The sequence below is a fragment of the Streptomyces sp. XH2 genome (genome assembly GCF_049725035.1).
Lineage (GTDB): Bacteria > Actinomycetota > Actinomycetes > Streptomycetales > Streptomycetaceae > Streptomyces > Streptomyces roseoverticillatus.
This window is the reverse complement of sequence record NZ_JBMMMZ010000009.1, coordinates 403440-422639: the sequence shown is the minus strand read 5'-3', so window position 1 is coordinate 422639 and position 19200 is coordinate 403440. Positions and strand designations below refer to the sequence as shown.

The following is a 19200-nucleotide window of genomic DNA, read 5'->3' as shown; positions in this document are numbered from 1 at the left end:
CAGCATGACGATGGAGTCCTTGCCGCCGGAGAACAACAGCACCGGCCGCTCGAACTCCCCCGCCACCTCCCTGAAGACGTGCACCGCCTCCGACTCCAGCACATCCAGATGCGACAACGCATACGGACTGTCCGCAACGCTCATGCCAGCCCCCTTCCCGCCAGCAGCGCGTGCAGCGCCCCGGCCGACTCCGCGACGGTCTGCGCGTGCGCCTCGATCCGCAGGTCCGGGTCGGCCGGCGCCTCGTACGGATCGTCCACGCCCGTCAGCCCGGACAGCTCGCCCGCGGCCTGCTTCGCGTACAGGCCCTTCACGTCCCGGGCCGAGCACACCTCGACGGGCGTGGCCACGTGCACCTCCAGATAGCCGGTGCCCCGCTGCTGGTGGTGCCCCCGCACCGCCTCGCGGGACTCCGCGTAGGGGGCGATCACCGGGACGAGCACCTTCACGCCGTGCGCGGCCAGCAGCTGCGCGACGAAGCCGATGCGCCGCACGTTGGTGTCCCGGTCCTCGCGCGAGAAACCCAGACCGGCCGAGAGGAACTCCCTGACCTCGTCGCCGTCGAGCACCTCCACCCGGTGTCCCTCGTCGCTCAGCCGCGCGGCCAGCGCCCGGGCGATGGTGGTCTTGCCCGCGCTCGGCAGGCCGGTGAGCCAGATCGTGGCTCCGCTCATCCTCTGCTCCCGCTCCTGTGTCATCCGTGCAGCCCGCACTCGGTCTTGGCGAGCCCCGACCAGCGACCCGCGCGCGCGTCCTCGCCCGCCACGACCCGGCGGGTGCAGGGCGCACAGCCGACGGAGGCGTAGCCGTCCATGAGCAACGGGTTGGTGAGCACGCCGTGTTCGGACACGTACGTTTCGACGTCCTCCCGGGTCCAGCGGGCGATGGGCGACACCTTCACCTTCCGCCGCCGCGCGTCCCAGCCGACGACGGGCGTGCCCGCGCGGGTCGGCGACTCGTCGCGGCGCAGCCCGGTCGCCCAGGCGTCGTACGCGGCCAGCCCGCGCTCCAGCGGCTCGACCTTGCGCAGCGCGCAGCACAGGTCGGGGTCGCGGTCGTGCAGCCGGGGCCCGTGGGCGGCGTCCTGCTCGGCGACGGTCGCGCGCGGCGTGAGCGTGATGACGTTGACGTCCATCACGGCCGCCACCGCGTCACGGGTGCCGATCGTCTCGGGGAAGTGGTAGCCGGTGTCGAGGAAGACGACGTCCACGCCGGGCAGGGCGCGGGAGGCGAGGTGGGCGACGACCGCGTCCTCCATGGACGAGGTGACGCAGAACCGCTTCCCGAAGGTCTCGGCGGCCCAGCGGAGGATGTCGGGCGCCGGGGCGTCCTCCAGCTCTCGGCCCGCCCGTTCGGCCAACGCTTGCAGATCGGTGACGGTCATGACGTGATGTCCCCTTCGCCGGGTACGGGCGCGGGGCCCCGGCCGCGCGGGGCCAGTAGCCCGAGGAACGACAGCCGGAACGCCCGGCTGCAGGCGGTGCATTCCCAGGCTCCTCCCCCAAGCTCTCGGCTCCGCTCGCGCAGGGGGGACCCCCATCCTTCCTCGGAGGGGCGCAGGTCCTCGTCGCCGCAGTAGGGGCAGTAGAAGGGGGCGGCGCGTCCGCTCATGACAGGTCCGCCTCCGTGGCGCGCGCGGCCCAGGCCGCGAACCGCTCGCCGTCCTCGCGCTGTTCGCTGAAGCGGGTCAGCACGCGCTCGACGTAGTCCGGGAGTTCGTCGGAGGTGACCTTCAGGCCGCGGACCTTGCGGCCGAAGCCGGCCCGCAGGCCCAGCGCGCCGCCCAGGTGCACCTGGAAGCCCTCGACCTGGCGGCCGTCCGCGTCCAGCACGAGCTGGCCCTTGAGGCCGATGTCGGCGGTCTGGATCCGGGCGCAGGCGTTGGGGCAGCCGTTGATGTTGATGGTGACCGGCTCCGCGAAGTCCGGCATCCGGCGCTCCAGTTCGTCGATCAGCGAGGCGCCGCGGGCCTTCGTCTCCACGATCGCGAGCTTGCAGTACTCGATGCCCGTGCAGGCCATCGTGCCGCGCCGGAAGGGGGAGGGGGTGACCTGGAAGCCGAGTGCCTCCAGCCCGGCGACGAGGGAGTCCACCCGCTCGCGCGCCACGTCCAGGACGACCATCTTCTGCTCGACGGTGGTGTTGAGCCGGTCCGAGCCGTGCGCCGCCGCGAGTTCGGCGAGCTTGGCGAGGGTGCTGCCGTCCACCCGGCCGACGCGCGGGGCGAAGCCCACGTAGAAGCGGCCGTCCTTCTGCTCGTGGACGCCCATGTGGTCGCGCCAGCGGTTGCTCGGCTCGGCCGGCGCCGGCCCGTCCGCGAGCTTCCGCTTCAGGTACTCGTTCTCCAGGACGTCGCGGAACCGCTCCGGGCCCCAGTCGGCCATCAGGAACTTCAGCCGGGCGCGGGTGCGCAGCCGGCGGTAGCCGTAGTCGCGGAAGATGCCGACCACCCCGGCCCACACGTCCGGGACGTCCTCCAGCGGCACCCAGGCGCCCAGCCGCTCGCCGAGCCGGGGGCTCGTCGACAGCCCGCCGCCCACCCAGACGTCGAAGCCGGGCCCGTGCTCGGGGTGGACGACGCCCACGAAGGCGATGTCGTTGATCTCGTGGACGACGTCCTGCGCCGGCGAACCGGAGACGGCGGACTTGAACTTCCGGGGCAGGTTGGAGAATTCCTTGCTGCCGATGTAGCGGCGCTCGATCTCCTCGATCGCCGGCGTGCCGTCGATGATCTCGTCCGCGGCGATCCCGGCGACCGGCGAGCCGATGACGACGCGCGGGCAGTCGCCGCAGGCCTCCGTCGTCGACAGCCCGACGGCCTCCAGCTTCTCCCAGATGGCGGGCACGTCCTCGATGCGGACCCAGTGCAGCTGGATGTTCTGCCGGTCCGTGATGTCGGCCGTGCCGCGGGCGTACGTCTGCGAGACCTCGCCGATCGCGCGCAGCTGGGCGACGGAGAGGCGGCCGCCGTCGATGCGGATCCGCATCATGAAGTACTCGTCGTCCAGCTCCTCCGGCTCCAGGACCGCCGTCCTGCCGCCGTCGATCCCCTGCTTGCGCTGGGTGTACAGGCCCCACCAGCGCATCCGGCCGCGGAGGTCGGCGGGGTCGATGGAGGCGAAGCCGGCCTTCGAGTAGATCGTCTCGATGCGTGTCCGCACATTGAGACCGTCGTCGTCCTTCTTGAACTGCTCGTTGCCGTTCAGCGGGGTGAAGTGGCCCACGGCCCACTGGCCCTCGCCGCGGTGGCGGCCGGCCTTGCGGCGGGTCGGGGCGGCGGCCTGGGGTGTGGGAGAGGTGGCAGCCATGGTGGTGTGTCCTTCGGTGGCCTGCGGGTAGCCCGCGGAGCCCGGTCCGGCGGATGCGGGGCGGCGGGCTGCGGCGGAACTGCGGGGGTGCGCAAGGGAGACGCTCGTCCGCGGCATCGGGGACGGCGGCAGAGCGGGCGAATGTCAGGAAGCGGCAGTGCTGGTGCGAAGTGGTGCTGAGACGTCAGCCCGCCGGACAGATGGCGCTGGACACGCGGACGAGGTCGACGTGACGCCGACTCACCAAGACGATTCCAGCTCCGGACATGACGGCAGCGTGGCACGGCGGGATCCGGCCAGTCCACCGTTGTCCGTAATGCGGACGAACCCGTCCCGGATGGCGGGACGGGTTCGTCGGGGGAGCGGTCTTCGGTCAGGCGTGGGCGCCGGGCCACGGGCCCGGGGGCGCCGCCTCCGGCTGCTCCTCGGACACCGTCCTGAACACGCGGAAGCCGCGGCGCTCGTAATTGGCGACCGCGTGCTCGCCGTCCAGGCTGCAGGTGTGCACCCAGACCCGCTTCGTCGGCGCCAGGTCCGGCCACCGGCCGGCCAGGTCCCACGCGCGGGCCGTGCCGTACGAGAGCAGGTGCCCGCCGATGCGGCGGCCCCGGAACGCCGGTATCAGACCGAAGTAGACGATCTCGACCGTGCCTTCGCCCTGCGCCTCCAGCTCGATGTAGCCGGCCGGCGTCCCGTGCTCGTACGCCACCCAGGTCTCGACCCCGGGCCGCGTCAGGTGCGCGCGCCACGTCTCGTAGCTCCACGGCAGCCGGTCGAGCCATGTCACGTCGCCGCCGACGGCCGTGTAGAGGAAGCGGCTGAACTCGGGCGAGGGCACCTCGGCGCGGACGATCCGGATGCCGGACGCGCTGTCCGGTTCCTGGACGGGTACGAGGTCGCCCGGCGAGGTCTGCTCCAGCGACCAGGTGGTCACGGTGGTCGTACGGTTGCTCATACGCCCAGCCAACCACGGCCGCTGCGCGCGGGGCGCCGAGCCCTTGTTTCCGCCGCGGCGGGGCGGTAGTCGGCTGATCGCCGCCGCGGCGGAGGGTGCGGCCGGGCCGGTGCGGCCCGCGCGGACCGCCGCGGGGTTTCTGTTCCGCCGCGGTGGTGCTCAGCCGCCGTGGTGGTGTCCGGCGGTGCCGTACGGCCTGAGGCGGTCCGGGGACCGGCCCGTCAGGGGCCGGCCCGGTCCGCCAGGACCACCGGGGCCGTCGACGACGGCAGGAGGTCCGCCGGCCGGGACGGTACGAGCAGGCGGACGTCGACGTTCTCCGCGAAGCGGTACGGGCGGTGGCTCAGCACGCCCGCGAGCGTGCGCCGCATCCGCGACATCTCCGCCCGTACCGTCACCGTCCGGGACGCGTCCCCGAACAGGTCCGCCGCGAGCTCCGCCGCGGACCGCCCCCCGGGATGCCGGGCCAGCACGTACAGCAGCTCGGCGTGGCGGGGGCTGAGCTCCTGCGACCACTCGCCCGCCGCGCCGGCGACCGTGACCGTCCAGCGCCGCGGCCCCCGCACGTCCAGCACCACACGGCTGGGCACGAGCTCGGCCCGGGGCGCCTCCTCCACCCGCACCAGCCAGCCGTCCGGCAGGGGTGCGAGCGAGCACAGCCCCAGCGACGGCAGCCACACCCGCCCCGCCTGGACGGACTTGGGCAGCGCGACCCGGCCGACCGGCCCCATGCCCGTCACCGCCGCCGCCCAGCCGTCGCGGTCCACCACCAGCGCCCGGCCGCCCACCCGGGCCAGCATCGGCGCCGCGACCGCCCGCAGCCGCTCCACCGACTCCCAGTGCCGGACCCGCAGCTCCCCCTCGCCGACCTTCGCGACCGCCGTGACCAGCGGCAGCGTGGCGGGGTTGAAGGCCGGGGCCGGACCGCTGACGTTCAGCACGCCCAGCAGCCGCCCGTCGCGCGGATCGCGCAGCGGGGCGGCCGCGCAGGACCACGCGTGGTGCGTGCGGACGAAGTGCTCGGCCGACCGCACCAGCACCGGGCGCCGCTCCACCAGGGACGTGCCGATGCCGTTCGTGCCCACCAGCTCCTCCGCCCACGACGCGCCCACGTCGAAGCCCAGCCGGTCGGCGCTGCGCAGCACGCCCCGGTTCCCCTGCCGCCACAGCACCAGGCCCTCGGCGTCCGTGACGGCCATCAGGTGCCGCTCGACGTCGACCACCGACCCCAGGCCCTCGCGCAGGTGGGTGAGCAGGCCCCCGAGCGGCGAGCGCTGCCGCCGCTCCTCGACCTCGTCGGTGGCCAGCCGCGGGGAGGAACCGCCCTTCTCCGGGTCGACCCCCCGCAGCCGGACGCGGTGCCAGGACTGCCCGATCAGCGGGCGCGGCGGGACCGGGGGACGCGCGTCCCCCAGGCAGGCCTCCCGGACGGCCGGCAGCAGGGCTTCGTCGGTGGTTCCGCGGTTCACGCTGCCATGGTGCCGTCCCGCGGGCCCCGCCCGCGGGGCATCCACAGGATTGCAACTCCATGCAACCGTTGCGCGGGGCCGCACCACGGGCGGATGGTGAGGGTGAGCGGCCGGAGGGTGGTGCCGAGTCGGCGCAGCATCACCCTCCACCGGACGCTTTTCCCGCCCCTGTCGCCCGCCTGTTCGGCTGCTGTGCGATCCCACGTGGCCAGGGCGGATACGGTTAGACCGTGCAGGCAGCAAATGAATCACCGGGGCGTCGGGCCGGCCGGCTGCACAGGGCTCGCGTCCTGTACCGAAATGTCTCGAAACGCAGGATGGCGTGGCTCCTTCTGAAGGACACCGTCAACTCCTGCATCGAATACCGCGTGACCGGGCTCGCGGCGGAGGCCGCGTTCTTCACGCTGCTCTCCCTGCCGCCGTTGCTGCTCGGTCTCCTCGGGCTGCTCGGCTACCTGGACGCATGGACCGGCACCAACACCATCGGCTCCATCCAGGAGAACATCCTCAAGGCGTCCGCGACCGTCCTCAGCGACAAGGGCGTCAACGAGATCGCCCGGCCCCTGCTGCGGGACGTCACCAAGGGCCGCCCCGACGTCATCTCCGTCGGCTTCGCCATCGCCCTGTGGTCCGGCTCGCGCGCCGTCAACGTCTTCGTCGACACCATCACGATCATGTACGGGCTGGAGGGCAAGCGCGGCATCGTCCGGACCCGCCTGCTCGCCTTCCTCCTCTACGTCGTCGCCCTCCTGATCGGCGCGGTGGCCCTGCCACTGATGGTCGCGGGACCCGAGGCCGTCGAGGACGTCGTGCCCTGGAGCGGCGACGTGGTGCGGTTCCTCTACTGGCCCGTCGTCATCCTGCTGTCCATCGTCTTCCTCACCACGCTCTACCACGTCTCCGTGCCGGTCCGTTCGCCCTGGCAGGAGGACATCCCCGGGGCGCTCGTCGCTCTGACGATGTGGGTGCTCGGCAGCTTCCTGCTGCGCATCTACCTCACCCACACGGTGGAGGGCCTGACCATCTACGGGTCCCTCGCCGCGCCCGTCGCCGTCCTGTTGTGGATCGGCGTCTCGGCCTTCGCGGTGCTCGTCGGCGCGGCCGTCAACGCCGCGCTGGACCGCGTGTGGCCGTCGGTCGCCACCGCCGCCGCGCGCGCCGACGTCGACCGGCTGCGGGCCGCGGCGGCGGCGCAGGAGGCGGCCGAGCGCGCGGCCCGCGCGATGGAGGCGAGCCTCGCCGACGACCTCGACGAGGACGGCACGGACGAGGGCGTGATCGGCCAGGACCGCGAGCCGCCCTCGGAGTTCCCCGAGCGGTGGGCGCAGTTCCTCCCCCCGGACGACGTCCGCTCCCGGATCCAGACGGAGACCCACCACCCCAAGCACGCCAAGCGGCGCGACGGAGGGCGAGCGATCGGGCGGGCGCGAAAAACCTTTCGCGCCCGCCCGATCGCTTTGCCTAAGCTCACCCCCACGCGAAGGACGCGTGTCCGCAAGGACGTACGGAGAGGAGGCGAGGACCGATGACTGCCACGGCCCGCACCCAGACGTCGATCACCTCCATCCCCTCCTCCGTGAAGGAACACCGTCTTGACTTCGCTCCCGCACCCTCTCGCTCCCTACGGCTGGGACGAAGGGTTCGCTGACAGCTACGCCCCGCACGATGCCGAGGGCGTCGTCCCCGGCCGGATCGTCCGCGTCGACCGCGGCCGCTGCGACGTCGTCGTCCCCGCACCGGACGGCTCCGGCGTGCGCACCGTGCAGGCCGACGCCGCGCTCGTCACCACCGGCGACCCGCTGGCCGTCATGTGCACCGGCGACTGGGCCGCCGTCGACACTGCCCGCGGCTACGTCCTCGCCCTGCTGCCCCGCCGCACCGCCTTCGTGCGGTCCACCTCCTCGAAGCGCTCCGAGGGCCAGGTCCTCGCCGCCAACGTCGACCACGCCGTCGTCGCGGTCTCCCTCGCCGTCGAACTGGACCTCGGCCGTGTCGAGCGGTTCCTCGCCCTCGCCTGGGAGAGCGGTGCCGCACCGCTGGTCGTCCTCACCAAGGCCGACCTCGTGCCCGACCCCGTCACCCTGGGCCACCTCGTCGCCGACACCGCCGCCGCGGCGCCGGGCGCCCAGGTGCTCGCCGTCAGCTCGGAGACCGGCGAGGGCCTCGACGTCCTCGCCGCCTCCCTGGCCGGCGGCACCACCGTGCTCCTCGGCCAGTCCGGCGCCGGCAAGTCCACCCTGGCCAACGCCCTCGCCGGCGAGGACGTCCAGGACGTCAACGCCGCCCGCGACCGCGACGGCAAGGGCCGCCACACCACCACCACGCGCAACATGCTCCGGCTGCCCTTCGGCGGCGTCCTGATCGACACCCCCGGCCTGCGCGGCGTCGGCCTGTGGGACGCCGGAGGCGGCGTCGCGCAGGCGTTCGCCGAAGTAGAGGAGTACGCCGCCCGCTGCCGCTTCCACGACTGCGGGCACGCCGGAGAACCGGGCTGCGCGGTGCTGGCGGCCGTCGCCGGCGGCGAGCTCGCCCAGCGCCGCCTCGACAGCTACCGCAAGCTCCTGCGCGAGAACGCATGGATCGCCGCCCGCACGGATGCCCGGCTCCGGGCGGAGATCCGCCGCGACTGGAAACGGAAGGCGGCGGAGGGCCGCGAGAGCGCTGCGCGCAAGCGGGGCCCGGGCCGCTGACGGCCCGGGGCTCCGCCCCGGACCCCGGTCCTCAAACGCCGGACGGGCTGATTTGTGGGCGCAGGCCCAACACGATCAAGCCCGTCCGGCGTTTGAGGACGAGGACATGGCGGCGAAGCCGCCGTCCGATTTCCGCCAGTCGCCCGCGCAGCGATACCGCAGACTGGAGCCATGGACGACGAGTCCCGCTACCAGGCGGTACACAGCAGGGACGCCCGCTTCGACGGCGAGTTCTTCCTCGCCGTGAAGACCACCGGCATCTACTGCCGTCCCAGCTGCCCCGCCGTGACCCCCAAGCGCCGGAACGTCCGCTTCTACCCCTCGGCCGCCGCCGCCCAGGGCGCCGGCTTCCGCGCCTGCCGCCGCTGCCGGCCCGACGCCGCCCCGGGCTCCGCCGAGTGGAACGTCCGCGCCGACCTCGTCGGCCGCGCCATGCGCCTCATCGGCGACGGCGTCGTCGACCGCGAGGGCGTCGCGGGCCTCGCCCGCCGCCTCGGCTACAGCTCCCGCCAGGTGCACCGCCAGCTCACCCAGGAGCTCGGCGCCGGCCCCATCGCCCTCGCCCGCGCCCAGCGCGCCCACACCGCCCGCGTCCTCCTGCAGACCACGGACATGCCCGTCACCGGCATCGCCTTCGCCGCGGGCTTCGCGAGCGTCCGCCAGTTCAACGACACGATCCGCGAGATCTACGCGGCCACCCCCAGCAGCCTGCGCGTCCGCAAGGGCCCCCGGCGGACCGGCGCCGGCATCCCGCTGCGCCTGGCCCACCGCGGCCCGTACGCCGCCCACGAGATCTTCGGCTATCTGCAGAAGCGAGCCGTCCCCGGCGTCGAGGAGGTCCTCGGCGGTCCCGGCGCCCGGCTCTACCGCCGCACCCTGCGGCTGCCCTACGGAACCGGCGTCGCCGAGGTCCGCGAACCCCGCCCCGCGGGCGGCCGGCACGGTGCCTGGCTCGACTGCCGGCTCCACCTCACCGACCCCCGCGACCTGGCCACCGCCGTCCAGCGCGTCCGCCGCCTCTTCGACCTCGACGCCGACCCCTACGCCGTCGCCGAGCGCCTCGGCGCCGACCCGCTGCTGCGCCCGCTCGTCGCCGCCCGGGCCGGGCTGCGCTCGCCCGGCGCCGCCGACGGCGACGAACTGGCCGTACGGGCCGTCCTCGGCCAGCAGGTCGGCGTCGCGGCCGCGGTGCGCCTCGGCGCGGACCTCGTCGCCGCGTACGGCAAGCCGTTGCCCGCACCCGACGGCGGCCTCACCCACCTCTTCCCCGACCCCGGCACCCTCGCCGACGCCTCCCTCGACGGCCTCGGCACACCGGACACCCGCAAGCGCGCCCTGCGCGCCACCGCCACGGCCCTCGCCGACGGCACCGTCCGCCTCGACCCCGGCGCCGACCGCGACCAGGCGGCGCAGGCCCTCCTGGAGCTCCCCGGGATCGGCCCGTGGACCGCCGGCTACATCCGCATGCGGGCCCTCGGCGACCCCGACGTCTTCCTGCCCGGCGACGCCGGCGCCCGCCACGGCCTCGCCGCCCTCGGCGCGGAGCCCGGCGCCGCCGAAGCCTGGCGCCCCTGGCGCTCGTACGCCCTCCACCACCTCTGGCAGGCGGCTGCCGACCCGGCCCCCGGGACCGCTGCCGCCACCCCGGACAGCAAGGACTCCTGAACCATGACCACGCTCTACACCGAGATCGACAGCCCCCTCGGCCCGCTCCTCGTCACCGGCCGGCCCTCCGCGACCGCACCCGGCGGCACCGCCATCGCCTCCCTGTCCGTGCCGGGCCGGAAGAACGCCCCCGCCCCGGCACCGGACCGGCTCCGCGACCACGCCGCGTTCGCCGAGGCCGAGCGGCAGCTCGCCGCCTACTTCGCCGGCGAAGCCGAGGGCTTCGACCTCGAATTCGCCGTGGAGGGCACGGAATTCCGCCGCCGCGTCTGGGACGCCCTCGACGCCATCCCCTACGGTGCCACCACCACCTACGGCGAGCTCGCCGCCCGGATCGGCGCCTCCCGCGCCGCGGTCCGCGCGGTCGGCGGGGCCGTGGGCGCCAACCCGCTGCTCGTGCTGCGCCCCTGCCACCGGGTGATCGGCGCGGACGGTTCCCTCACCGGCTACGCGGGCGGCCTGGACCGCAAGCGCGTGCTGCTGGCACTGGAGGGCGCGGCAGAGCCGCCGGCCTGAGCGGCGCCCGGCCCCGCCCTCGTCAGCCCCACGCGACCGCGCCGATCCACCCGCCCACCACCAGCAGGCACGCGAACAGCTCCACCAGGACACTCGTGCCCAGCGCACGCATCACGTTCCGCGTGGAGGCCCACGCCGCGCCGTGCCCGCCCAGCCGCTGCCGCTCCACCCCGTAGAGCCCGCCGACGAAGCCGGGCACCGCGCCCAGCACCGGGAGCACGAAGAAGCCGGCGATCCCGGCGACCCCGGCCACCAGGAAGGCGCGGCGCGTGATGCCCGCGCCCCTGAGCCGGCGGGGCGGCAGCAGCCAGCTGACGGCCTGCTCCAGCAGCAGCACCCCCGTCGCCCCCGCGAGCACCGCCCAGGCCAGGGCGGACCGGTCGGTCATCGACCACCACAGCACGCCGGCCCAGACGATCGGCGGTCCCGGCACCCCCGGGGTGACGACGCCGAGCAGGCCGAGCAGCATCACGAGGCCGACGAGGAGCAGCTGCCACGTCCCCATGCACCAAGGTTGCCGGAAGGCGGACGACGGCGCCCCCGGACGATTGCGGCCACCGTGGCCGACACGCCTCCCCGGCCGTCAACCGGCCGTCCTCGGCTGTCCCCGCGGTCCCGGCCGGTGCCGGTCGTTCAGCCCTGCGGCCGGCGGACGGTCGTCCAGCCGTGCGCCGCCGCGTGCCACCCCAGCTGCAGCCGGGTCGTCACCCCGGCCAGCTCCATCAGCCGCTTCACCCGGCGCTGCACCGTCCGCAGCCCCAGCCCGAGCTGCTTGGCGACGCTCGCGTCGGTGAGCCCGTCCATCAGCAGCGAGAGCACCTCCAGGTCCAGCGCGTCGGGCCCGGCGGGCAGGCCGTCCACCGCCCGCCGCCGGGCGGCGTCCGCACAGACCCGGACCGGGAGGGCCTCGTTCCAGATGTCCTCGAACAGGTTCACCAGCGTCGAGAGCAGCGGGCCCCGGTGGACGACCAGCGCCGCCGGCTCGGGCACCTCGCGGAGCGCGGCCGGACCGGCGGTACGGGGCGTGAAGGGGAGCAGCGCAACTGCGCGGTCGGCAATCACCAGTTCGGCCGGAATGCGGTCCGCGACACGTATCAGGGTGGGATCCCCGGCATCCGGCAGGGCGGCGAGCCCCGTACGTTCGACGACCGTGCGGCGGGGTATGCCGGAGCCTGTGTCAGACGATGCGGATGGACTTCCCGCGAGCAGCGCGCATATTTCCACGGTCGCCCCGCGGCATAGGCGCAGGAGCCGTTCGTCAACAGCGCGTGCTCCCGTCACCAGTTCCACACCACTGTGTCCCGCGGACTGCCGCCGTTCCTTTTCCGTCCCCCCGCAGCGGCTCATCTCCCGGACGGCAGAAGGCGCTTCCCGTTCAATGTCCAGTCCAATGGCGCCAAGCACACGACATCCCTCCCCGCGACCGCTTTTCGACTCGGTCATCATCCCCGGGTGAGGTCCGCCGTGCACTCTTCCCGTATGCCCCAGAGTATGGACAATAAGGGCATGAGCCAGCAGGGGGACCCGCGCACCGGCCAAGAGGACGCCTGGTGGGGCGAGTTGTACGACAAGAATGCACCGGACATCGGATCCGCCGCCGGGGACGACAGCAGCCTCGACGAGCGGTTCACCTCGGCCTCGGCGGTGGTGAGGGCGGAGGCCCGCGGTGAACGGCCGAAACGCACGCAGAGAACGGTGAGGGCACCCAGGGCCGAGCCTCCTGATCCACCGCGGCCCCCGGAGCCGGTCGCCGTTCCCCCGAGCGGGCTTCCCTCCCTGCCGAAGGGATACGGCGCGCCGCGTGCGCGGGGTGTTCCGGGGCGTTCGGAATTCACGCCGCCGCCCCCGCCGTCGGGTGCGGAGCGCCTCTCCGACGGGCCGGCTCCCGGCCGCGCGGCGCGCGTGCCCCTGCCGAGGATCCCGAAACCGCCGGACCTGCACGGTGCGGGTCTCCTGCCGGAGCTGCTGGAGAAACCGCAGAAGTGGCGGAAGACCGACCCGCGCAGGCCGTCCGAAGTGCCGCGGCAGCCGGAGGATTCCGCTCCGCCGGAGCGGAGGGATCCGCGGGCCCGCCCCGATCGCACGGACGGCCAGGACCGCGGCCAGGACCGGCGGACCGGGGCGGCCCGGCCGCCGGGATCCCTGGGAGCGTCCGCCTCGCCGGCCCCTGCCGGGCGGGGAAGGCCGGCACCGGACGGCGCCGGCCCGGAGGCCCTCGGCCGCGCCCCGCGCCCGGCCCGGCCCGAGACCACGGGCCGCACCGAGCGCCCGCCCCGCTCCGAACGCACGGACCGCTGCGAAGGCGCGGACCTCTTCTTCGGCGGCCGCACCCCGCGCCCGCCACGCCCCGAACGCGCCGAAGGCGCGGACGGATTCGGCGGGGCGGAGCGCCCCGGCCGCCCGGACCGCTCCGGGCGCGCAGCCCCCTCCACAGGCGGTGACGACCGCAGGGAGAACACCGGCGCGGGCCGTGCGGACGCCCCGGCCGGCAAGGATCTCGTCAGCCGCCGGGACCGGTCCGGCCGCGCGGACGCCGGCGACCGGCAAGCGGCCGAACCCGCGGAGCGCCGTGCGGCCCCCGGTGCACGGGCGGAGCTCGCCGGCCGCCGGACCCGGTCCGGTCCCGCGGATTCCGGCGGTCCGGAGGGCGCTGAACCACCGGACCGTCCGGCAGGCCCTTCCGCCCGGCCGGCGGGATACGACAGCGCGGAGCCGTCCGGCCGTCGTGGGCGGTCCGGGTGTGCGGAGTCCGGTGGTCCGGAGGGCGGTGAGTCCTGGGACGGTGCAGGCCCGGATGCGTGGGCGGAGGGGGCTGGGAGCGCGGAGCTCGCCGGCCGCCGGACCCGGTCCGGGCCCGCGGATTCCGGTGGCCCTGAGGGTGGTGAGTTCTCGGACGGTGCAGGCCCCGACGCGTGGGCGGAGGAGCCCGGCAGCATGGAGCTTGCCGACCGGCGCGGGCGGGACGGACGCGCGGATTCCGGCGGTCCCGAGGCCGGTGAACCCCCGGGGCGGCTTGCAGAACCCGGCGAACGGGCGGGCGGTTACGGCACCGTGGAGGGCGACGCGCCCCCGGACCGGCTCGCGGACGCTGACGCCACCGGGTCCGCCGGCCGTGACGAGCGGACCGGGGACTTCGCCGACGCCGACGGCCGTCCGGTCCGTCCGGGGAGCCGGAACGGCACCCGGCCCGCGGGTGACGCCGGGCCGTCCGAGCCGCAGCGCGGCTACGAGCGGCCGGAGCGCCTCAGGCGTACCGGGCGGCTGGAGAGGCCGACCAGGCCCGTACGGGCCGAGCGCCCCGTACGCCCGCCGAGGCCCCCCAGGCAGGAGCCTCCGCAGCCGCTGGAGCCGCCCGCGCCGTCCGGCACTTACGAGCGCACCGAGCGGCCCGGGCTCCCCGGGCAGTCCCTCCCGGCCGTGCCGGCGAAGCCGGCCTCCGGGGCGAGCCCCGTGCGGGCCGGGGGCGCCCAGCCGGCCCGCACCGCCCCGCCCGGCGGCGACCACGCCGACCCCCTGGAGCCCGCCGCGCGGGCGGCGTCCCTGGAGCCGGCGTCCCGGCCGCCCGTCGTCTCCCGCGAGTCGACGCCGCCCCGGCGGCACCCCCTCGCGGCGCCCGCGCAGACCCCGCGGCCGGCCCGCCCGGCGGCCCACGGCGCGGAGTACGTGGGGGAGCGGCCGCCGACGTACGACGCGGAGCCCACCGCCTGGCCCGCCGCGGACCCGCAGGACCTGGACGGCCTCGTGCCGGACACCGTTCTGGACGGAGCGCAGTACGGCGCCGTCACGCTGCGCGCCCTGTCGTTGCGCGGCGACTCCGCGCGCTACCGCGGCGAGCCCCGGCGGGACTCCCTGCTGACGGCGCGCTTCGGGGACGGTGACGGCGCGCTGCTGCTCGTGGCGATGGCCAGCGGCCTGCGCGGCACGGACGTCGCGCCCCGCGCCGCGCAGGACGCGTGCAAGTGGCTGGCGGGCGCCGTCGGTCGCAGCCACGCCCGGCTGGCCGACGACATCCGCGGCGGCCGGCGCGGCGAGCTCAAGTCGGGCCTGCACCGGCTCACCGACCGCTCCTACGGCCGGCTGCGCGCCCGCGCCGCCGAGCTGGGCCTGCGGCCCGAGGAGTACACGGCGACGGTCCGCTGCCTGCTGCTGACGGCCGACCCGCAGTGCCGTACGCGGGTGTTCTTCGGCGTGGGCACGGGCGGCCTGTTCCGCCTCCGCGAGGGCGTGTGGCAGGACCTGGAGCCGGAGGCCCCGCCGGAGCGCACGGGCGAGCCGGTCGTCGGCTACGGCTCGGCGCCCGCCGACACGATGACGGTGGACCTCGGCATCCCCACGCCCGGCCTGACCCCGCCCGTCGAGCCGGAGGAGCCGGCGGCGCCCGGCGAGCCGTTCCGCTTCCGGGCGTCCGTCGCGCGGCCGGGGGACACGCTGATGCTGTGCACGGCGGGCCTCGCCGAGCCGATGCGCGGCGAGCCGGAGCTGGGCGGCAGGCTGGCCGAGCGCTGGGCGGGCGAACGGCCGCCGGGGCTCGCGGCGTTCCTCGCGGACACCCAGCTGCGGGTGAAGGGATACGCGGACGACCGTACGGCGTGCGCGCTCTGGGAGGCGTAGCCGGGCCGATTCCGGGGCGGGGCGGTGGCGTTGTCACCGCCCCGCCCGGCCGTTTCCCGGAGCTTCGCTATTTCTTGAAGTTCCGTACGGACTTTCTCACCGGCCGTGCGCCAATGGCATATTCGCGGCCCGCACAAGAGGCTCCGGGATTTTGGTCATATCACCATGTTGATGGCTCAACAGGAGTCGTTCCGGGCGGTCCGGGGCATGCATTGCGGTGAGTGAGCGCGAGCGTGTTCGAGGCCGGGGCGCCGGGGAGGGGTCGGGGCGAGGAGGATGAAACGGCAGACAGCAGGCCGGATGAGCGCCGAGGGTTACGCGGAGGGCCATGCGGGGGACCGGGAGGGCCGTACGGACCACAGGGGCGGGCACGGTGACGGCGCGGCGCGTTCCGGGCCGCGTTTCGAAAGGAGGCTCCGCCGCCGGGATCTCACCGGTGTCCGGGAAGTCCGGGCCGAGTTGCGCCGCTTGCTGGTCCACTGGGGCGCGCCGGGCCGGGCGGAGACCGCGGAGCTGCTCACGAGCGAGCTCGTCACCAATGCCCTGGTGCACACCGACGGGGGCGCCGTGGTCAAGGCGGTGCTCACCGGCGCGTTCGGCCCGGCGCGGGGGCGGCTGCGGGTGGAGGTCCGGGATTTCGTGACGGGCCATCCCGCGCTGCGCGGCCCGGGAACGGACATCGGGCCGGTCGTGAGTGCGGGGGGAGCGGTCGAGGACGGCCGCCCCGGCAGCAGGGAGCGGGACGCCGTCAGGGACGCCGTTCCGGACATGAACGACATCGAGAAGGCCGCCACGTCGGGGCGGGGGCTGCTGCTGGTCCACGCCCTCGCGGACGGCTGGGGCGTCCGCGCCCACGGCGTGGGCAAGTCGGTCTGGTTCGAGCTGGCCGCCCAGGAGCCCTGAACCGCCGCCGTGCGACGACCCAGGGCCCGGGGGCGTCAGCCGAACTGCCGCTCGATCTGGGCGAGCTTCGCCTCGAGCGAGTCCAGGCGGGGAATCGCCTGGGTGTCGTCCTCCGCGGTGAGGTCGATCGGGTCAGGGCCGCCGACCGCCTGCAGCGGCCGGGCGCGGACGGGAAGCTGTCCCTGGTCGACTATGGAGGGGTCCGAACCGATCTGCGCCGGCTGCGCGGGGCCGGGCACGGCGGTCCCGCCGACCTCCACCTGCCGGCCGCCCCGGACCCGCCCCCACACCCGGTTCTGGCGGTTGTACGCCTTGAGCCGGGCGCGCTCCAGCTTGCCCGCCTCCCTTCTGCGGGCCCTGGCCTGCGCCCGCTGCCGCTTGTCCTCGCGGACCTCCTCCACCGCCTCGTCCAGCGAGCGGACGCCCTCCAGGAGCATCAGCGACCAGGCGCCGAAGGTCTCGCGCGGGGCCCGCAGCCAGCGGACTATCCGGATCTGCGGCAGCGGCCTGGGCACCAGGCCCTGCTCGCGCAGTGCGGCCCGGCGGGTCTGCTTGAGCGCGCGGTCGAAGAGGACCGCCGCCGACAGCGACATGCCGGCGAAGAACTGCGGCGCGCCCGCGTGGTCCAGGCCCCGCGGCGCGTGCACCCAGTTGAACCAGGCGGCCGCACTGGCGAAGGTCCACACGAGCATCCGGGAGCCGAGCGCGGCGTCGCCGTGGCTCGCCTCGCGCACCGCCAGCACCGAGCAGAACATGGCCGCCCCGTCGAGGCCGAACGGCACCAGGTACTCCCAGCCGCCCGTGAGCCCCAGGTTCTGCCGTCCGAAGCCCACGAGACCGTGGAAGGAGAGGGCGGCGGCCACTGCGGCGCAGCAGAAGAGGAGGACGTACGAGGCGCTTCCGTAGATGGCCTCCTTGCGGCGTCTGCGCTCCTCGTTGCGCTCCCAGGAGTCCGAGCCGCCCCCCGAGTCGTCCGCGCCGTGCCGGCCGCGTGCGAGCACCGTCACCGCCACCACGACCCCGGCGAGCGCCACGACACAGGGGAGCATCCAATTCAGCGGTATATCGGTCACTCTCATCTTGCGTCCCTTGCATAGCTGTACGGCCTTTCGCGCGCCATCCTGTCGGAATCGGTCCGTTCGCCAAGGGGTTTCGCGCCAACTGCCTGCCAATGGAGGGCAACGGCATACGGATAGGTGCGAAGAAATTCGAACGCCGTTAAGCGAAGAGGGAATTGCGTTCCCTTCACCTCACCCGATCGAGTGGTGTGAGGCCGGTCAGCTTACGGACAGCCGATGCACCCGGTCCGTGTCGCAAGTGCGCGGGCAGGTCGTACAGGTGTCCTGTGGACGCAGGGTGTAGAAGAGGCAGCAGCTCGCCCGGTCGCGGGTCGGGATCGGCTCTCCCATGCGGCCGGTAAGCATCCGGAAGGCCGCGCCGCCGACGTACGGCGGCGTCACCCCCGGGAGCAGCAGCTGCAGTTCGCGGCGGGCACGTTCCTCCTCGCCGAGCAGCTGTCCCACATACCACAAGGATTCGGCCAGTTCGTCCGTGACCATTCCCCACAGGGCGCGCGGACCGCGCCGCATCCGCGGCCGGAAGCCCTCCAGGACGGGCGCGAAATGCGCGGCCACCGCGGCCCGCAGTTCCGTGCGCAGTACCTCTTCGCAGGGAACTGCCCGGGCGCCCGGCAGTTCCGCGGCGGGGTCGCCGGGCAGGCACGCGAATTCCGGTGCGAGGGCCGTCAGCAGGCCCTGGGCGCGGTGGAAGGAGACGGCCGCGGGAGGCAGCCGCGGCACCCTGCGGTGCAGGAACCAGGGGACGGTGGCGAGCAGGCAGGACGCCCACGCGTAGCGGTGCAGGCCGAAGCTCGCGACGACGTCCGGGCGGGCCCGTTCCCCGTACTCCCGCAGGATCTGCCGGTCGTCCCACGCGAGGAAGGCGTCCAGGCCGGCGCCGCCCTCCGCGAGCCCCGCGGCGGTCAGCCAGCCCTCGCCGGTGCGCGGCGGTCCGGCCGTCAGGGTCAGGCCCGGGAAGACCTCGGCGAGGCGGGCGTAGGCGTCCGTGAGGGGGTGCGGGGCAGTCGGGGCGCTGGAGGCAGGGGCCATGCGGGACCACCGAATCGCGATCGTTCTGCAGGTTAGGCTTACCTTACCCCGGTTGATCGGGGTTTGAACTGTCCGCGGGGCCGCCTATGGTTCAGAAAGGACATCAGGAGGACCCCAATGGAGCAGGGAAGATCCCACGCCGCGCCGTCGGCCGCGAGGCTCTTCGCCGAGGTGCCGGCGCAGGTCGCGCGCGGTGCGGCCGTCCGCGGCGGCGCTCCCGCCGGCAGCCGCGGCGGCGGCCCTGCCGAGGTGCACGGCGAGGGCGCCCGGGGCGAGCACGTCCACGCCGAGCAGGAGTACGGGGTCCCGTGCGCCGCCCCCGCGCACGCTCCCGCACGCAGGATGCCGCAGCGCCACTCCGTGCGCGGCCAGGTGCTGGACGCCCTGCGCAAGGCCCTCGTCAGCGGCGAGCTGATTCCGGGCGCGGTCTATTCGGGCCCCGCGCTCGGTGAGCGCTTCGGCGTGTCGGCCACGCCCGTGCGGGAGGCCATGCAGCAGCTCGCCCTGGAGGGCGCCGTCGAGGTCGTCCCCAACCGGGGCTTCCGCGTCGCCACGCGCACCGCGCGCGATCTGGCCGAGCTGGCCGAGGTGCGCGCCCTGCTGGAGGTGCCGGTCCTGCTGCGGCTCGCCCGTACGGTCCCGGCCGCCGGCTGGGACGGGCTCCGCCCGCTCGCCGAGACCGCCTGCGCCGCGGCGGCCACCGGCGACCGCGCCCGCTACGCCGAGGCCGACCGGGCCTTCCACCGCGCGCTCCTCGGTCTCGCGGGCAACCGCCGGCTCGTCGCCGTCGCCGACGACCTCCACCGGCGCGCGCAGTGGCCCGCGGCGCACGGCCGGCCGCACTGCACGGCCGACCTCGTCGCCGACGCGGCCGAGCACGTGGCGCTGCTGGAGGCTTTGGCGGCGCACGACGTGGAACGGGCCGAGTCCCTGGTGAGGGGACACTTCGCGGGAGGGGAGTGAAGGGCTTCTGCG

General features: G+C 74.9%; 18 protein-coding genes and 1 pseudogene. 7 read left to right on the top strand and 12 right to left on the bottom strand.

Features of this window, described 5'->3' with window-relative positions:
• From ACOTKD_RS20880 to ACOTKD_RS20845, 8 genes and pseudogenes are all read right to left on the bottom strand, one after another.
• A pseudogene (locus tag ACOTKD_RS20880) lies at positions 1-144 on the bottom strand (sulfate adenylyltransferase subunit CysD); the annotation flags it as partial.
• Positions 141-674: an adenylyl-sulfate kinase gene (cysC, locus tag ACOTKD_RS20875; RefSeq protein WP_424890488.1), complete on the bottom strand. Its 534-nt coding sequence runs from the start codon at positions 672-674 to the stop codon at positions 141-143. The pseudogene ACOTKD_RS20880 and the gene cysC, both read right to left, overlap by 4 nt.
• 20 nt (positions 675-694) lie before the next feature.
• The gene (locus tag ACOTKD_RS20870) at positions 695-1384 is read right to left on the bottom strand and encodes a phosphoadenylyl-sulfate reductase (RefSeq protein WP_424890487.1); all 690 of its coding nucleotides are present in this window, start codon (positions 1382-1384) and stop codon (positions 695-697) included.
• Positions 1381-1611, bottom strand: a complete 231-nt coding sequence (locus tag ACOTKD_RS20865) for a hypothetical protein (RefSeq protein WP_424890486.1) — start codon at positions 1609-1611, stop codon at positions 1381-1383. The genes ACOTKD_RS20870 and ACOTKD_RS20865 overlap by 4 nt, the downstream gene beginning before the upstream one ends.
• Positions 1608-3308 (bottom strand): nitrite/sulfite reductase, encoded by a 1701-nt coding sequence (locus tag ACOTKD_RS20860; protein WP_424890485.1) that lies wholly within the window; start codon positions 3306-3308, stop codon positions 1608-1610. Before ACOTKD_RS20860 ends, ACOTKD_RS20865 begins: the two co-directional genes overlap by 4 nt.
• A gap of 184 nt (positions 3309-3492) precedes the next feature.
• A complete protein-coding gene (locus ACOTKD_RS20855; RefSeq protein WP_353620284.1) occupies positions 3493-3576 on the bottom strand; it encodes a putative leader peptide in 84 nt (27 codons plus the stop codon).
• Between the two features lie 105 nt (positions 3577-3681).
• The gene (locus ACOTKD_RS20850; RefSeq protein WP_424890484.1) at positions 3682-4263 is read right to left on the bottom strand and encodes a GNAT family N-acetyltransferase; all 582 of its coding nucleotides are present in this window, start codon (positions 4261-4263) and stop codon (positions 3682-3684) included.
• Between the two features lie 221 nt (positions 4264-4484).
• The gene (locus tag ACOTKD_RS20845; protein ID WP_424890483.1) at positions 4485-5732 is read right to left on the bottom strand and encodes a GAF domain-containing protein; all 1248 of its coding nucleotides are present in this window, start codon (positions 5730-5732) and stop codon (positions 4485-4487) included.
• Positions 5733-5962: 230 nt separating this feature from the next.
• Here ACOTKD_RS20845 and ACOTKD_RS20840 point away from each other — a divergent pair, with 230 nt between their 5' ends.
• From ACOTKD_RS20840 to ACOTKD_RS20825, 4 genes are all read left to right on the top strand, one after another.
• Complete coding sequence (locus ACOTKD_RS20840; protein WP_424890481.1) at positions 5963-7261, top strand: YihY/virulence factor BrkB family protein; 1299 nt, start codon at positions 5963-5965, stop codon at positions 7259-7261.
• Between the two features lie 63 nt (positions 7262-7324).
• Positions 7325-8422, top strand: coding sequence for a ribosome small subunit-dependent GTPase A (rsgA, locus tag ACOTKD_RS20835; RefSeq protein ID WP_424890480.1), 1098 nt, complete (start codon positions 7325-7327; stop codon positions 8420-8422).
• Between the two features lie 171 nt (positions 8423-8593).
• Positions 8594-10087: an AlkA N-terminal domain-containing protein gene (locus ACOTKD_RS20830; protein WP_424890479.1), complete on the top strand. Its 1494-nt coding sequence runs from the start codon at positions 8594-8596 to the stop codon at positions 10085-10087.
• Positions 10088-10090: 3 nt separating this feature from the next.
• Complete coding sequence (locus tag ACOTKD_RS20825; protein WP_424890478.1) at positions 10091-10603, top strand: methylated-DNA--[protein]-cysteine S-methyltransferase; 513 nt, start codon at positions 10091-10093, stop codon at positions 10601-10603.
• Between the two features lie 22 nt (positions 10604-10625).
• Here ACOTKD_RS20825 and ACOTKD_RS20820 read toward each other — a convergent pair whose 3' ends face one another.
• Positions 10626-11108 (bottom strand): DUF456 domain-containing protein, encoded by a 483-nt coding sequence (locus ACOTKD_RS20820; protein WP_424890477.1) that lies wholly within the window; start codon positions 11106-11108, stop codon positions 10626-10628.
• 128 nt (positions 11109-11236) lie between these two features.
• Complete coding sequence (locus ACOTKD_RS20815) at positions 11237-11665, bottom strand: helix-turn-helix transcriptional regulator (protein ID WP_424890476.1); 429 nt, start codon at positions 11663-11665, stop codon at positions 11237-11239.
• A gap of 1872 nt (positions 11666-13537) precedes the next feature.
• Here ACOTKD_RS20815 and ACOTKD_RS20810 point away from each other — a divergent pair.
• Together ACOTKD_RS20810 and ACOTKD_RS20805 are read left to right on the top strand one after the other, a co-directional pair.
• Positions 13538-15214: a protein phosphatase 2C domain-containing protein gene (locus tag ACOTKD_RS20810; protein ID WP_424890475.1), complete on the top strand. Its 1677-nt coding sequence runs from the start codon at positions 13538-13540 to the stop codon at positions 15212-15214.
• Between the two features lie 300 nt (positions 15215-15514).
• The gene (locus tag ACOTKD_RS20805; protein ID WP_424890474.1) at positions 15515-16117 is read left to right on the top strand and encodes an ATP-binding protein; all 603 of its coding nucleotides are present in this window, start codon (positions 15515-15517) and stop codon (positions 16115-16117) included.
• Between the two features lie 35 nt (positions 16118-16152).
• Here the strand turns inward: ACOTKD_RS20805 and ACOTKD_RS20800 are convergent, their stop codons facing one another.
• Complete coding sequence (locus ACOTKD_RS20800) at positions 16153-17196, bottom strand: DUF2637 domain-containing protein (RefSeq protein ID WP_030367965.1); 1044 nt, start codon at positions 17194-17196, stop codon at positions 16153-16155.
• Between the two features lie 198 nt (positions 17197-17394).
• The gene (locus ACOTKD_RS20795; protein WP_424890473.1) at positions 17395-18225 is read right to left on the bottom strand and encodes a (2Fe-2S)-binding protein; all 831 of its coding nucleotides are present in this window, start codon (positions 18223-18225) and stop codon (positions 17395-17397) included.
• A gap of 117 nt (positions 18226-18342) precedes the next feature.
• On the opposite strand from ACOTKD_RS20795, the gene ACOTKD_RS20790 reads away from it, so the two are divergent.
• Positions 18343-19188, top strand: coding sequence for a GntR family transcriptional regulator (locus ACOTKD_RS20790; protein ID WP_424890472.1), 846 nt, complete (start codon positions 18343-18345; stop codon positions 19186-19188).
• Positions 19189-19200 lie beyond the last annotated feature (12 nt).

Excerpts from the sequence above, each read along its gene's own strand:
- cysC (WP_424890488.1), bottom strand. The coding sequence starts at position 674 with ATGAGCGGAGCCACGATCTGGCTCACCGGCCTGCCGAGCGCGGGCAAG.
- ACOTKD_RS20870 (WP_424890487.1), bottom strand. The coding sequence starts at position 1,384 with ATGACCGTCACCGATCTGCAAGCGTTGGCCGAACGGGCGGGCCGAGAG.
- ACOTKD_RS20865 (WP_424890486.1), bottom strand. The coding sequence starts at position 1,611 with ATGAGCGGACGCGCCGCCCCCTTCTACTGCCCCTACTGCGGCGACGAG.
- ACOTKD_RS20860 (WP_424890485.1), bottom strand. The coding sequence starts at position 3,308 with ATGGCTGCCACCTCTCCCACACCCCAGGCCGCCGCCCCGACCCGCCGC.
- ACOTKD_RS20855 (WP_353620284.1), bottom strand. The coding sequence starts at position 3,576 with ATGTCCGGAGCTGGAATCGTCTTGGTGAGTCGGCGTCACGTCGACCTC.
- ACOTKD_RS20850 (WP_424890484.1), bottom strand. The coding sequence starts at position 4,263 with ATGAGCAACCGTACGACCACCGTGACCACCTGGTCGCTGGAGCAGACC.
- ACOTKD_RS20830 (WP_424890479.1), top strand. The coding sequence starts at position 8,594 with ATGGACGACGAGTCCCGCTACCAGGCGGTACACAGCAGGGACGCCCGC.
- ACOTKD_RS20825 (WP_424890478.1), top strand. The coding sequence starts at position 10,091 with ATGACCACGCTCTACACCGAGATCGACAGCCCCCTCGGCCCGCTCCTC.
- ACOTKD_RS20820 (WP_424890477.1), bottom strand. The coding sequence starts at position 11,108 with ATGGGGACGTGGCAGCTGCTCCTCGTCGGCCTCGTGATGCTGCTCGGC.
- ACOTKD_RS20810 (WP_424890475.1), top strand. The coding sequence starts at position 13,538 with ATGGAGCTTGCCGACCGGCGCGGGCGGGACGGACGCGCGGATTCCGGC.
- ACOTKD_RS20805 (WP_424890474.1), top strand. The coding sequence starts at position 15,515 with ATGAGCGCCGAGGGTTACGCGGAGGGCCATGCGGGGGACCGGGAGGGC.
- ACOTKD_RS20800 (WP_030367965.1), bottom strand. The coding sequence starts at position 17,196 with ATGAGAGTGACCGATATACCGCTGAATTGGATGCTCCCCTGTGTCGTG.
- ACOTKD_RS20795 (WP_424890473.1), bottom strand. The coding sequence starts at position 18,225 with ATGGCCCCTGCCTCCAGCGCCCCGACTGCCCCGCACCCCCTCACGGAC.
- ACOTKD_RS20790 (WP_424890472.1), top strand. The coding sequence starts at position 18,343 with ATGGAGCAGGGAAGATCCCACGCCGCGCCGTCGGCCGCGAGGCTCTTC.